The organism is Bradyrhizobium sp. UFLA05-125, from assembly GCF_059803515.1.
Genome location: NZ_JBANBJ010000002.1, coordinates 245,221 through 259,365 on the forward strand (window position 1 = coordinate 245,221; position 14,145 = coordinate 259,365).

Annotated in this window: 12 protein-coding genes; 3 read left to right on the forward strand and 9 right to left on the reverse strand. The window is 61.2% G+C overall.

All coding sequences use genetic code 11. The features are described 5' to 3' along the window. The first annotated feature begins 134 nt into the window (after positions 1–134). Positions 135–2,393, forward strand: coding sequence for a DNA topoisomerase IV subunit A (parC, locus tag SO156_RS04600; protein WP_498533992.1), 2,259 nt, complete (start codon positions 135–137; stop codon positions 2,391–2,393). 215 nt (positions 2,394–2,608) lie between these two features. Here the strand turns inward: parC and SO156_RS04605 are convergent, their stop codons facing one another. Beyond that, a complete protein-coding gene (locus SO156_RS04605; protein ID WP_458143189.1) occupies positions 2,609–3,415 on the reverse strand; it encodes a hypothetical protein in 807 nt (268 codons plus the stop codon). A 70-nt stretch (positions 3,416–3,485) separates the two neighbouring features. Continuing rightward, complete coding sequence (locus SO156_RS04610; RefSeq protein WP_498533993.1) at positions 3,486–4,793, reverse strand: hypothetical protein; 1,308 nt, start codon at positions 4,791–4,793, stop codon at positions 3,486–3,488. Positions 4,794–5,111: 318 nt separating this feature from the next. On the opposite strand from SO156_RS04610, the gene SO156_RS04615 reads away from it, so the two are divergent. Together SO156_RS04615 and SO156_RS04620 are read left to right on the forward strand one after the other, a co-directional pair. Continuing rightward, positions 5,112–5,537 (forward strand): hypothetical protein, encoded by a 426-nt coding sequence (locus SO156_RS04615; RefSeq protein WP_498534053.1) that lies wholly within the window; start codon positions 5,112–5,114, stop codon positions 5,535–5,537. Positions 5,538–6,322: 785 nt separating this feature from the next. Continuing rightward, positions 6,323–6,766, forward strand: coding sequence for a hypothetical protein (locus tag SO156_RS04620; RefSeq protein WP_498533994.1), 444 nt, complete (start codon positions 6,323–6,325; stop codon positions 6,764–6,766). A 460-nt stretch (positions 6,767–7,226) separates the two neighbouring features. On the opposite strand, the gene SO156_RS04625 is transcribed toward SO156_RS04620, so the two are convergent. From SO156_RS04625 to SO156_RS04655, 7 genes are all read right to left on the reverse strand, one after another. After that, positions 7,227–7,442, reverse strand: coding sequence for a (2Fe-2S)-binding protein (locus SO156_RS04625; protein ID WP_458143193.1), 216 nt, complete (start codon positions 7,440–7,442; stop codon positions 7,227–7,229). Continuing rightward, entirely contained in the window at positions 7,439–7,930 is a 492-nt protein-coding gene (locus SO156_RS04630; RefSeq protein ID WP_458143194.1) for a carboxymuconolactone decarboxylase family protein, read from the reverse strand. The genes SO156_RS04625 and SO156_RS04630 overlap by 4 nt, the downstream gene beginning before the upstream one ends. A 91-nt stretch (positions 7,931–8,021) precedes the next feature. Continuing rightward, positions 8,022–8,960 carry an MBL fold metallo-hydrolase gene (locus tag SO156_RS04635; protein ID WP_458143195.1) on the reverse strand — a complete coding sequence of 313 codons (939 nt, stop codon included), beginning with the start codon at positions 8,958–8,960 and terminating at the stop codon, positions 8,022–8,024. A gap of 83 nt (positions 8,961–9,043) precedes the next feature. Next, positions 9,044–9,967, reverse strand: a complete 924-nt coding sequence (locus SO156_RS04640; RefSeq protein WP_498533995.1) for a helix-turn-helix domain-containing protein — start codon at positions 9,965–9,967, stop codon at positions 9,044–9,046. A 572-nt stretch (positions 9,968–10,539) separates the two neighbouring features. Beyond that, a complete protein-coding gene (locus SO156_RS04645; protein WP_458143199.1) occupies positions 10,540–10,701 on the reverse strand; it encodes a hypothetical protein in 162 nt (53 codons plus the stop codon). A 323-nt stretch (positions 10,702–11,024) separates the two neighbouring features. Beyond that, positions 11,025–12,611, reverse strand: a complete 1,587-nt coding sequence (locus SO156_RS04650) for an FAD-dependent oxidoreductase (RefSeq protein WP_498534054.1) — start codon at positions 12,609–12,611, stop codon at positions 11,025–11,027. Positions 12,612–13,132: 521 nt separating this feature from the next. After that, complete coding sequence (locus SO156_RS04655; RefSeq protein WP_498533996.1) at positions 13,133–14,092, reverse strand: ABC transporter substrate-binding protein; 960 nt, start codon at positions 14,090–14,092, stop codon at positions 13,133–13,135. Between the last annotated feature and the right edge of the window lie 53 nt (positions 14,093–14,145).

Sequence of the window (14,145 nt, forward strand, 5' to 3'; positions counted from 1 at the left end):
TGCAACCTGAATAGCGGCGCGAGCCCGACCCGAATCGGCCTGCAAATCCTTTTTCTGTGAGGAGGTTAGCCCGCCAAATCGAGCGCTTTGATTCGCGGCTTGCCCGATTCAGCATCTCGGTTTAACGCCTCCCCATGGGAAAACGACAGGTACCGCCGGAAGAGCCGGCTGAAATCCACGAGGTGCCGCTGCGCGATGCGCTCGAAGAGCGCTATCTCGCCTATGCACTCTCCACCATCATGCACCGCGCGTTGCCGGATGCGCGCGACGGCCTGAAGCCGGTACACAGGCGCATCCTCTATGGCATGCGCCTGCTCCGGCTCGACCCGGGCTCCGGCTTCAAGAAATCGGCCAAGATCGTCGGTGACGTGATGGGCTCGTTCCATCCGCATGGCGACCAGGCGATTTACGACGCCATGGTGCGCCTCGCGCAGGATTTCTCGTCGCGCTATCCGCTGGTCGACGGCCAGGGCAATTTCGGCAATATCGACGGCGATAACCCGGCCGCCTACCGCTACACCGAAGCGCGCATGACCGACGTCGCGCGGCTTCTGCTCGATGGCATCGACGAGGACGGTGTCGAGTTCCGTGCCAATTACGATGGCCAGTCCAAGGAGCCGGTGGTTCTGCCCGGCGGCTTCCCCAACCTGCTTGCCAACGGCGCGCAGGGCATCGCTGTCGGCATGGCGACCTCGATCCCGCCGCACAATGCGGCCGAGCTTTGCGACGCGGCGCTACACCTGATCGAGAAGCCGGACGCGAAATCCAAGTCGCTCCTGAAGTGGGTGAAGGGCCCGGACTTCCCGACCGGCGGCATCATCGTCGACTCCAAGCAGGCGATTGCGGAAGCCTACACCACCGGCCGTGGCTCTTTCCGCGTCCGCTCCAAATGGGAGCAGGAGGAGGGCGCCCGCGGTACCTGGGTCGTCGTCGTCACGGAGATCCCGTGGCTGGTGCAGAAGTCGCGGCTGGTCGAAAAGATTTCCGAGCTTCTGGACCAGAAGAAGCTGCCGCTCGTCGGCGAAGTCCGTGACGAATCTGCCGAAGACGTCCGTCTCGTGATCGAGCCGAAGTCGAAGAACGTCGATCCCGCCTTGATGATGGAATCGCTGTTCCGGCTGACCGAGCTCGAAAGCAAGATTCCGTTGAACCTCAACGTGCTGATCAAGGGCCGCATCCCCAAGGTGGTCGGTCTTGCCGAAGTCTTGCGGGAATGGCTCGATCATCTGCGCGATGTGCTGATCCGCCGTTCCAACTTCCGCAAGACCCAGATCGAGCACCGGCTGGAGGTCCTTGGCGGCCATTTGATCGCCTATCTGAACCTCGACAAGGTGATCAAGATCATCCGCACCGAGGACGAGCCGAAGCCGGCCTTAATCAAGGCGTTCAAGCTCACTGAAGTCCAGGCCGAGGCCATCCTCAACATGCGTTTGCGCAACTTGCGCAGGCTCGAGGAAATGGAGATCCGCAATGAAGACAGGGATCTGCGCAAAGAGCTGAAGGGTATCGAAGGCCTGCTCGCCTCCGAAGCCGAGCAGTGGAAGAAGGTCGGCGAGCAGGTCGGCAAGGTCCGCGACATGTTCGGGCCCAAGACGCCGCTCGGCAAGCGCCGCACCACCTTTGCGGACGCGCCCGAGCACGATCTTGCCGCGATTGAGGAAGCCTTCGTCGAGCGCGAGCCGGTGACCGTCGTCGTCTCGGACAAGGGCTGGATCCGGACGATGAAGGGCCATGTCGAGGATTTGTCGGGGCTTGCGTTCAAGCAGGACGACAAGCTCGGCTTTGCCTTCTTCGCCGAAACGACCTCAAAGCTCCTGCTGTTCGCAACCAACGGCAAGTTCTACGCGCTGGACGTTGCGAAGCTGCCGGGCGGCCGCGGCCACGGCGAGCCGATCCGCCTGTTCATCGACCTCGAGCAGGAGGCCGCACCCGTCGCGTTGTTCGTCAACAAGGGTGGGCGCAAATTCCTGATCGCAAGCCACGAAGGCCAGGGTTTCGTCGTCAACGAGGACGACTGCGTCGGCACCACGAAGAAGGGCAAGCAGGTCCTCAACGTCGATATGCCGAACGAGGCGCGCGCGATCACGGAAGTGCTCGGCGACACCGTCGCGGTCATCGGCGAGAACCGCAAGATGCTGATCTTCCCGCTCGACCAGGTGCCGGAAATGGCCCGCGGCCGCGGCGTGCGCTTGCAGAAGTTCAAAGACGGCGGTCTGTCCGATGTTGCCGTGTTCGACGCCAAGGCGGGCCTGACCTGGAAGGACTCCGCCGGCCGCGAATTTAGCGCGACCATGAAGGAACTCGCCGAGTGGCAGGGCACCCGCGCCGACGCCGGTCGTATGCCGCCGAAGGGCTTCCCGAAGTCGAACAAGTTCGGGCGCGTGATCGGGTAGAGGCACGGCAGAACTATTGCCCGCATACCGCTGTGATCGCCCGCGAAAGCGGGCGATCTGGTCTTGCAGAGGCGGTGGCGGGGTACGGCCGCAGCGCTCCCAGATCGAAAACTCGAAAACAACCCCATGCAAAGTAACGCGGTGGCCGGCAGGTTGCTGCGGGTACCGGACGGATTTGGCGCGTCGGGCAAGTCAGCTGGATAGGCCGTCAGGCGCTAACCGTCGACAAAGGCTTTCCATTTGGCGAACTGTGACTGTCGCAGGGTCTTCCTTTCGTCGTCGAGTTCGGAAGCGTGGTTGGCCGCAGCAGCCATGGCGGTCGCGGCGCGATTGTAGCCGTCGGCCGTAGACTGGAAGGGAAACACGAACTGACCGTTCGTGACCTTGTAGACCCCGAACTCGCGGATCAGAAGCGCCACACATTTATCGAAAGCACTGTAATAGTCCGCCCGCGAGACGAGCGCCTTGGAGGTGAGCGCGGTCCATGCCGCATGCTGCTCGTCGATCAGCGACATGAACCCGGAGAGCCGCTCGTCCCCGACGCTCAGCGAGCGCGCGTCGTTCTCGATCCGGTCACGCGTGGTCTTGATCATCTCGGCGTAACGAGTCGCGAGGCCTGTGGCATTGCTTTCCGCGGCCTTGAGATCGCGGTGCAGCCCCTCAAGGTCAGCGCGACTGGATGCACCGAGATCGCTGAGCTTTGGCAGCGGTTTCGGCTCGACCTCGGTCAACAACTTCTGCGTGGCGGCATCGATCTCCATCGCGTCGCTGTTTGCGAGCGCAAGCAGCTTGAGCCGCTTGTTGGAAGGGTGCAGCTTGATGACCTGATCAAGCTGGTCGGCATCGGTCACGTCCCGCAAGGCGGCGCGGGTCTCCTCGGCGGAAACGACGGCCTGATACTTCGACAGATCGCCGGCGTAATACATGGCGACGAAGCAAGCGATCAGGAGCACGGACAGGAGCACGAGAACGATGACGGGTCGTCGACGCGGCCTGGCGTTCTGATCCGGAAACGATTCCACGACGCAGATTCCCCCTCGGGGCACCTTAGCGTCTTTCACCGGGGCCGAGGAGTCCCGACGAGACGTAAGGCTACGCCGATGCATTGACGGGCAGATCGCACGCGGCGACGTCCTGCTCACGCGACGACCACCAGCGCGCCACAGCCCGAGCGACCTCGTCCCACAATGGCGTCGGCAGATCCGGTACGGCGATCCTGACCACATAGCGATCGCTGGTCGTGTCGCGGAACCACTCCGTCGCACCGAAGTCAAAGCCGAAGCTTCCCGCGTGGCGAAGCGGCAATCCGGCCCTGCTCAGGTCGCCCGACAGATCCACGGCGATCCGCCGGACCTGTCGCTCGTTCATGCTGCGCTTCGGTGCCAGCGTTACGTAGAGCCCATGGGCGAAATGCAGCTCTGCCGATGAGCCGGGAAGCGCCGCTGCAAAACAGTGGGCCGTTCGTCGGCTGTTCCGAAGGATGGCTGCGACGCGCCGGTCGGTCAGCCGACGGTAGGCTTCCGACCCGACATAGGGCGGAAAATGTGCCGGCAGGGCTGCGCCGCCGAACAGCCGTACGGCATCACGCATTTCAGTCCTCAGATCGGCGAGCAATTGCCGGCCCTTCGCGCTCATGCGGTCGTCGGGGTCCACGAATGCCGCAGAGCCGAGCCGGCCATACTCCAGGCCGAGGGAATCGAGCTTGGTGTGGCTGCGCACGAGGACTGCGGGAATGTGGCGGCGGGCCCAGTCCAGCACACGGCGGATGCGTCCCGAGCCGATCGAGAAGCAGGTCGTGTCGAAGATGATGAGATCGAGCCCGCTCGCATCGCAGCGCAGCGTCGCTTCGAAGTCGGCAGCCGGCGCACAGGAGTCGAAGAGAAGAATTTTCGGCCGTTCCGCGCGCAGCGCGAGTTCACCGGGCGCCCGGTTCAGCGCCACGAGGCGCAGATGCCGGGCATGACGCTCGATCAGCTCGATGGTCTCGCCATAGGAGCCGGGCAGGACCAGGATGTCCGCATTCGGGATCAGGCGCGCCGAGCCCAGCAGCAGCGCCGCTATCGCTGCCATACCTGACGACGTGTAGATGGTCCTCGATATCGCGGCGTCCTCGACGTCGTAGAACGGAGGACCGCGGACTTCGAGATCGGCGCGCTGGTAATCGTAGCTGAACTCGAACGGACCGGCCCGCAGCCGCCCCCAATGTGCCCAGTCGGTTTCCGTGCGCGCCCAGTCGTGCAGGGCGTGTTCGGCCTTCAGCGCCGCGGCAACGCGGAATTTCTGTTCGATCACCTCCACGACCGCAACCGGCTTTCGCAGCGCCAAAGGCTTCGCAAGGCAACCATTCAACAATGCAAGTTCTTCGTGCTTCCGGTCGAGATACGCAGAAAGTGTTTCCATGGCGCGCCTTCGATGACGCCTATCAACGTTTCCGGTGGAGATCGGGTCCTAAAGCGCGATGAGATTGGGAATGCATCGTCATCGCGCTTTGGGTTGTTGTTTGAGCATGATCTCCGCGCAAACGCGTTCCGCGTTTGTCGCGAGGGAAAACCGTTCCACACTTTGCGCTGGCGCGGCCCTTCGGATCCGGATCATACTCTGGGGCGGCGGAAGCAGTGTGCATCCAACCAAAGCAATGGTGCCGGTGACAGGTCGAAGCTGATACTGTGCCGCGGGAAAGGCCCTTGCCCGGCACAGGAAAGAGGGGGTGTTCGGATGATGCCAGACAACGTCGCCCTGTTCGCCACGATCATCCTGCTGCTTCCGATGTTTTATCTGCTGCTGGCGGCGCCGGCCTTTCTGCTGGTGAAGCTGGACGTCCGACCTGTCGCGCTGCTGTTGCGCGCCATGTTCAACGGTTACTTCCTGACATTGGCCGTCGCCAGTGCCGTAGGCACGATTGCCGTTGCCGTGGAGGGCCGCCCGGTCCTCGCCTTGGGCGTCGGCGTGATCACGGCTCTCGCCGTGTCCTCGCGCCGCTGGTTCTTGCGGCAGATGGACGCCCGGATCAGTGACGGAGACGCCGGCGATACGGAGGCCGCGCGCCGGCTGCGGCGACTGCATTGGGGTGGCATGCTGGGCAATGCGATCCAGCTTGCCGTCGTCGTGGCCTGCATTCCCTATATCGCCAGCGTGCCGACATGATCGGGTCTGGCGCACGGCACGTGCGCCTCTGCGTGCATCGTCGCTGCTCTTCGGACCCCGCCATCTCGGTGCTCAGGCCCTACGACGCAAACGCCACAAGCGTAGCCGATTAAATCTGTTGGCGTGACACAACCAAGGCTAAGTCTGCTTTGCCCCGTTAGCGACTCAGCTGCGCGGCGGCGCAATATGGTCGCGAAGGGCCAATAGGCGACATTGACAAACCGCTCTTAATCGGCAAAGCGCGAAACCGCGCGCATCGCGCTCTTAAGGAGCGTTGCTCCACGCCGTTGGCGGTGCTGCCGTCGAACCTGTTGTTAATCGCAAACTCTAATGTCGATAGCAGGCAAGTGGCCACAGCGGTCCCTCTCGAATTCATTACGCTCTTCCACTCACCTTCTGGGCAGAGAACGGGCTGCGGCTAACCTGGCGTTCGCGAATCATCAAGACCAGCATGCGTTTGCCGGGGCCGCGCCGACCAGCGACCCTCTCACGGTCGATTGCGTGATCAGATTACAACCCTGCCAATCATGCCGGCCAGAAGAAATGGAGCGAGGCGATTTGCAGACAGCGAACGTGCGGCATTTACTACGCCTGTAACTCGAATGTCGACTAGAGTCATTGTCCTGCAAGACGCGAGAGCAACGATCGCTGATGCCCGCGGCGAACAAGCTCGATGTAGTTCGCAAGCTGCTCTAACGCACTTCCACACAGCAGCGCATTTCTTCGCTGGTCACGAACATAGCGCGGCCGCGCAAATGTCCTCGAAACGAGAGGAAGCAGATTCAATGGATGGACAACAGATGAGTGGCGGAAAGTTTCCAATGAAAGCTTCTGTTCTAAGCTTCCGAGCCGCCGTGGTCATGGTCGTGGCGGGCATGATTTGGGGTATCGTGATGGCCATCACCGAAGATCATTCCACGTTTCCGGCCCATGCACACCTCAACCTGCTCGGCTGGGTGTCGCTATTTCTGTTCGGCATCTACTATCATCTGCATCCGGCAATCGACCGAGAACACTTGGCCTCCTTGCAAGCCTGGATCTGGATCGCGGCAACAACTTTTCTTACCGCCGGCGTCGGCTTGGTGCATTCCGGATACACAATAGGCAAACCAATTGCCGCGCTAGGTTCGCTAGTTATTCTCGGCGACATGCTTCTATTTGCATGGATCGTTTATCGACCGGGGCAAAAAGGATTGCCGGTTCAGCCGTCAACCGTTGCGGCTGAATAGGGACCTCCGGTGAAGCCTTTCTAATGCTTTCTGCAGCCTCACTGAGCGGCGAAGCACCCGAGAACTTTCGGCCAGCGTAAGGTAGCTACACTCAAGAGTGGCAAGCTGACTTCGAGACGCGTAGTCTCGCTCTTGGTCCTTTAGCTCTCTGCAGCGCTTAGCTAGCTTGAGATATTCTCGGGGTCTTTTCATGCCCGCCAACAAAAGGCCGCGAGCAAAGTTCCTATGCAACTTAGAACACTCCGCAATTCTACTTTGGACGCTGCATCCCCCGCGCATAGGAACAGATGGGCGCCCCCAAAAATTTCCGGAACCTAGGCGGGTGCCGACAGCAGTGTCTCTTGAGAAAAATGCGAAGAAAACCGCTGCAAGCACGCCGACAACGAGCAGCGGCTGATCGCGTAGCGTCGCAAAGAAGACCTTGAAATCGACCAGGAAGCCGGCGGTGCGGCGGGCCGAGTCAGGGATGCGAGGACTGCGCGCAGCCGTTGCAGGATGACGCGCGGGCGCTGCCGAGCGTCTCGTCCATGAGGCGGCGGACAGTGTGCGCGCAGCGGCCGCACTGCGCGCTGCAGCCGAGACAGCCATACACCCGGCTGGTCGACCGCGTCCGCTCTGCCTCGACGGCGGAACGGACGTCCTGATCGCTCAGCACATTGCACGAACAGACAATCATGGCGTGGTTCTCGCCGGCGAACGCCGTTCCCCGCTGTGCCTGGCGACCGCAAGAGGCGTCGTGCGGAAACTGATGGCCAGCCGATTGTAGGCATTCATCAGGCCAATCGCGATTGTCAGGTCGGCGAGTTGCTTCTCGTTGAAAACAGCCGCAGCCGCTTCGAAAACCTCGTCCGAAACACCACGGTCTCCGAGGTGGGTCACTGCCTCTGCCCAAGCCAGCGCTGCCTTTTCCTGCTCGTCGAACACATTGCCGGCCTCACGCCAGGCGGCTACCAGAACGAGGTGTTCGACAGATAACCCGGCCTTGAGAAGATCCTGCGAATGAAAGTCGATACAGAAGGCACATCCGTTGATCTGGGACACGCGGAGACACGCGAGGTTGATAAGCCGTGCGGGCAGTCCCGACTGATAAACGTATCCGTGTACTGTGCCGAGTGCCTTCGCTCCAGCCGGCGAGGCTGCGTTGTAATCCATCCGCTGTGACATTGTTGAATTCCTTCTGTTAGCCTGTTTCTGTTGCTGTTCATGCTGGCACCTTCGTCAGGAACGAAAGTGCCAGTTGTTCAACAGCAAGCGGCTAGTAGTCCCAGTTGACCGGCATACAGCGAAACACGTCGCCGTCGGCCTTCACATGGCAAACGCATGGGAACGACAGGTGAGTGGCCAGCAGCAGTTCGCCGGTCTCCGCCATTTCCTGCAAAAGCCGGACCCGGACGCGGGCCGCCTCCTGGGGGTCGTGCTCGAAGCCGTTGTGCACGTCGGGGTGGTCGAACCCGACCTGGAACACGGCGTCGCCGGCGAACGTCAGCCGCTCGCCGCCGGAGCTGAGGCGGACCACACAGTGGCCGGGGGTGTGGCCACCAGTGCGCTGGGCGACTACGCCCGGCGCGATTTCGGCCCGGTCCTCGAACGTCCGCAGAAAACTGCGGTATTCGCGCAGGAACTTCTGCGCGGTCGATTCGAGCACCTCCGGGAAACCTTCCGGCATGGAGACGAGGGAGAAATCGGGCTTCGCCCAGAACTTGACCTCGGCGGCGGCCACGTGGATCCGCAAGTCCGGACGTAGCTGCTCCTTCACCCCGTCAACGAGCAGCCCGCCGACGTGGTCCATGTGCAAGTGGGTCAGCACCACGTCGGTCAGGTCCGCAAGATCGATGCCGGCGGCCTCCAGTCGATGGGTCAACTGCCCGGCCTTCGGCAGGTTCGAGTTCACCCCCGCACCGGTGTCGACCAGGATGGTCCGGCCGCCGCTCCGCACCACGACGACGTTCAGCGGCCAATCGAGCATTTCTCGCGGCAAGAGCAAGTTGTTCAGCACGGCGGCTCGGGCGGCTGGGTCGGCAGTGGCTACCAATACCGTAGTTGGCAGCGACAGCACCCCATCGCTGATCACCAACACGTCGATGTCGCCGACCTTCAGCGCGTAGCGCGACGGGACCAGCTCGTCGTGCATCGGTCTGCCAAGGCGCGGGGTGGGTGAGGTATAGTCTAGGCTCATGTGTGTCTCCTTTCTCATGTGGATCTTGGCACCGTGATGGTCTACCGGATGGGAGGTGCGGCTGCTCCAGAGCGATTGGCGTGCCTGTAGAGCAATTGCTGCTAACGCATGCGCCGTCGCCAACCGCTCGGGGTCTCGGCGGTCAGCTTCCTGAATGCCGCAGCGAAGGCGGTCTGCGAGGAATAACCAAGCGCGGCTGCGATCGACACGATCGAGTCGTCGGTGTCGCGCAGCATGTTCATGGCCTGCTCGAGCCGGCGCTGGCGCAGCCAAGCTTGCGGCGACAGCCCGGTGCTTTTCTTGAAGGCGCGGCAGAAGTGGAAGCGCGACAGGCCTGCATCGGACGCCAGCGCCGCGAGCGACACGTCCGCATCGCTGTCCGAACGCAGGCGTTCGATGGCGCGGTGCAGGACCCTTGGCGACAATCCACCAATGACCGGCTGGATCGTGACAGGCGAACCTGCGTGGGCAACCAGCAAACGCGTGGCCAGAAGGTCCGTCAGTTGGTGCCTGAACAGCGCATCCAGAGCCGCGCTGCCTTCGAGGGCATCGGCCGCACTCAAGAGCAATCGGGATGTAACGGGGTCGGGATACGCCGTTCGCTCCACGATATCGCCAGGAGCGGCCACGTCGGCTTCGTGGGCAACGCGCTGGAGCGTTGCGTGCGGCAGGTAGAGCTGAACGACATTCAGGGGCTGGTAAATGTCCCATCGTGAGCTCGAACCGGCGGGAATGGCCGTCACAGTCCCGGGACGCGTCATTCCACTCACAAATTCTTTCCCGTTACGGCGCTCGAACCGCACCGACCCGGCGGGGAACATCATGATGACATGATCGTCCATAGGCTTGACGACGTCGTGCAGGGGATCATGCTTCCAAAGTGTGATCGCGCCGCAAGACGCTGACGCCATGCGAACGGGTTTCGTCTTTAGTACGCGCGTCATTTCCGCATTGGGACACTCGCCGATCGACAGCTGGGAAGTGTCTGGATTCTGCGAAATATCTCGCAAGCGAAGTTCGCTCATGGACCTGTTCTCGCCGTGGAGAAGGTCTGCCTTTAGCCGTTCGGAGCTGCGGCTGCGCCAGAGCGATTGCCGTAGCTGTAGAGCGATTGCTCCTCAGGCTCGGCCAATCGCTCGGGTTTCGCGGGTTCCGGCGGATAGTGCGACGGCACCTCGCTTGTGTGAATCGCGACACATTGCGCTGCGGCGCGGACTTGGTCGCCATAGGACAAAGCGGACGTGTCACCAGTCACATGACGCCGCCGAGTTTCTAGGTACACGGCCTAGTCCGCTTCACCGCGCGGAGCGAACCTTACCGAGACGCGCCGCCATTTCGCTGATGGGCCAAAGCCGGACTCGTGTTGCCCTCAGTTCTTCGCTCTCAGCCCGAGTACCAATCGGCGGATGCTTTGGCCCAGGGACTGGATGTTGTGACCCGCAAAGGCGCAGAGAAGCACCAGCCAAGTCGCAAGTGCGGCGCACCACAAAAGAGCTTCCAGCATCTCAGGCATGGCAATTAGTGCTAGAGGTCGCGGGAATTATCGGGAAATCCCCTTTCGTGACCTTGGCGTCGTCAATGAGGGCGCCACATGCAGTCACGATATCCAAATAGAAGCAGCCTCGACGTACGAAAGCGTTTTCGGATGCCTCACGACAGCACGGGCGGGAACGATGATGACTTCGCCAAAAGTCGCATGGTCGTTCAATGAGAACGACGGGATGACATTGACCTCGTTGCCGGCGGAGAAATCGCTCACGCCTTCACCTACGGCATCGACGATGCCGCAGCCTCATAGCCCAGACCCGCTGGAGATTTGACGGGCTTCGACGTAGTCGTCGATCCGCCACATGGCTTCGGCGCGGTTGATGCCGATTGGCTTAACTTTGGCGCGGACCTGATTTGGACTAGGGGGCGGCTCTTGGGCCTCGATGAACTCCAGGACTTCAGGCCCTCCGACCTGTACAAATCTAATCGTGCGTGACATGTCAGTCTCCGTTTACGCGTTTCCGGTGTGACTATTGGGGAAATGGCGCTAGGCTGCCCGCGGCAGTCTTGCGCCAGGGTTGCCTCGTGACGAGGTCAAGCTTTTGAAATGTGACGGCCCGCGAGCCAACCATAAGTGATGATCGGGCCCAACGTCCCGCCGGCGCCCCAGTAGGCCTCTGCCGAGGCAGAAGAGACGCAGTTACCCACACCGTAAAGACCGGGAATCACCTTCCCTCGAGCATCGATCACACGCCCGAAAGTATCCGTCCTCGGCCCCCCCTTCGTATCTAGGGTGCCGGCTCCCAGTATCGTGGCATAGTATGGACCGCTCTCTGCTAGAGGGTACATGGTGTTCTTGGCGGACGCGGTCCGTTCGGAAGCCTTGGGGTCCATAGCGACAGCATGGAACGCATGGTCAATCGGGGCGCTCCCCCTGCCGAAGTCCTCGTCGAGACCGGTCGTCGCGAACTGGTTAAATCGTTCGATTGATTTCTTGGCCTGCTCGACGAAGTCTTTTGCGAGAGTATGTCTACCGATCTGCGGCCGCAATTTCTCCAAGCGATTAGCGAGGGCAGCGGCAATGCCTTCAATTGTGGGAGCGACCACGATCTCGGACCATCGTGGATCGCCGAGCGCGGGAATGAAATGGCCATATCCAATACCCGCGCAAAGATCGGTCGTCCGCTGGTCCCAAATCGGAAACTGAATCAGATCCGCGTACTCCCTTTGCCGCTGGTCCCATCGGAACATGGCTCGTGCAACCTCATGGTACGAACCCTTTTCGTTTACCGCCCGATGCCCATATTTGTTGAGATAAAGCATGCTGTCGCCTTGGGGCGAGAAGATTGACATCGTCTTAGGATCAGGGTTCTTCTTGAGCATCGCTTCAAGAGGGATCGGGCAATACCAGGCAAAATTCATATTGCGCAACGGGAGGCCCATTGACTCCGCGATGTTGTGGAAGTCGCCTTCGTTGGTCAAGGCCGCGCAGCCGCCCAGGGCAGGTCCATGCAGAAAGTTGCGTCGTCGGGTTGCGTCGTGAGTGAACCCACCCGATGCAAAGACAACACCACGGCGCGCGTGGATCGCCCTGCGACCGCGCGCGGTCGCGACCGAGACGCCTGTGACCCTGCCCTCGCTGTCAATGATCACGTCCTCAACTCTGTGATCGGTCAAGATGTGTACACCCAGCCTGCCGCTCGCGCCTGCCAGTTGCTCGATCATAGAGGAGCCAGAACCGGGCTCGCCGTCGGACGTGATCGGGGCGAACGTACGGCTAAGCCCCGTCGTGTCCTCCGGTAAAATCGTGCTGTAGTCTGGGAAGCCCTCGGCGTGCTGCACCTTGAGTCCCCCGATTTCGTCCATGAATGCGAACGCGTCTCTACCGTTGTCGTAGAAAGCTTCCAGAAGGTCGAACTCGTTCGGATCGAGTCCAAGGGTCGGGTGTGTCGGATCGTAGTGAGCCGGTCGAGACGTCCGCGCCAAGTACCGTAGGGCATCGGCCTTCAGATCTTTGATCCCGGCCGAACGTTGATAGCTGTTGTCGCAGATCCAGATGTACCCGTGCGACTTCGCGGTAGTCCCTCCGATACTGCTACCCTTCTCGAGAACCAGAACGCTGACGCCTGAATGGGCGGCGGTGACGGCCGTAGACAAACCTGCTGCTCCCGAACCAACCACGACAACGTCAAAAGACTGGTCCCACGCGTGCTCACGAGTCTCTAGCAATGTAAGTCTCCCTTGGTCGCCAGATAGTGATAAGAGGTCGCTGAGATGTGCTAAGTGTCACCACGAATGGAGATTGAGCCTTACGAATGCCGTGCCCGATATTTCTTCAAAATCGACAAAATCGAGGACGGGGAATGGCGGTAGAAGGTGCCAGCGTGAGAGGCATGCCCGATCTCTTGCTCTTGCCGGACGAAGGGCGCATGTCCCCGTCCTCACAAAACCGAGCATCACAGGAGCGCATGTCGATACAGTTTCAGATCGCTGCTTCTTGGTTACCTTTGCAATGCTCGGGCTCGGCGGCAGTCGGGTCGCACCGCAGCTCTAATTGAAGCATGAAAAGCCAGCAAAGGTCTGCTCTGGGTCATTCGCGATTGAGCCGGGGCTCGCTACCAATCGATGTCCGCTTCGGTCCCGATAGCGCCCGCATTTGTGCAGAAGCAGCAAATGACGCGAGGGGCCAAATCCGGAAGTCGTTATTCGATCACTTCGTCGGCGCGTGTCAGCACCACGGAAGGGATAATGAGGTCGAGCGACTTGGCAATTTTTAGGTTCAAGCTGAATTCAAATGCAGTCGGCTGCTCGATCGGAATGTCTCCGGGCGAGACGCCGCGAAATATCTGAGCAATCTGGTCGGCCATTCGCTTACGCAGCGCTATGCGGCTGGGGCCATATCCGATCAGACACCCCGCATGCGCCATTTCCGCCCATTCGCACACTGTTGGTAGCCGGGCTTCGAGAGCAAGACCTGCCAGCTGGCTCCGATCCCGAAAAAATCCCGGGTTCGCTGCGATTATCAATGCCTGTGCACCTTGGGCCTGCATGGCCGCAAAGGCAGCCGGGTAATCGCTCGGTGCGGCGGTCGGAAATATAAGTAATTCGACCCCAAGTCCTGCCGCCGCCTTCCGCACTGCGGCCTCGTTCGCCTCGCTTGTGGTCGGGACCAGCGCTGCTATTCGTCGGCGGCCAGGCATCGCCTCGAGCAAGAGTGAAAGTCGCTTGCCCTCAAGGTCGTCGGCCAAGATGACGACCCCTGTAACATTGCCTCCCGGCCGCGCGTGACTAGCGGCGAGACCAAATTCAATCGGGTCGACACCGAAAGAGATAATTGGCACAATCCGAGTGGCCGCGCCGGCAGCCCTTAGTTCGTCGGGGCCAATGGCGACGACGGCGTCCGGTTGGCCGGCGAGCAACTCGCGCATTAGAGCCGGCATCAAATCCGGCTCGCCGACACGCGCGTCGAACACGAGATTGCGGCCTTCAACAAAGCCGAGCCTTGCAAGTTCCGGCAAGGTTGTCTGGCGGGTAAGGGCTTCGGCGTCCGCCAACCTCGCAAGATGGCCAAGGCGGTAGATCCGGTTTGGCGTCTGGGCGCGAGCAGCCAGCGGGAATGCTACCGCGCCAACCAGACCGAGAATGAATTTCCGTCGCCACATGTCTGCGCCCGCTTAGTCGACGATAGGGTCGCACAAGCAAGATAGCTTTTCAG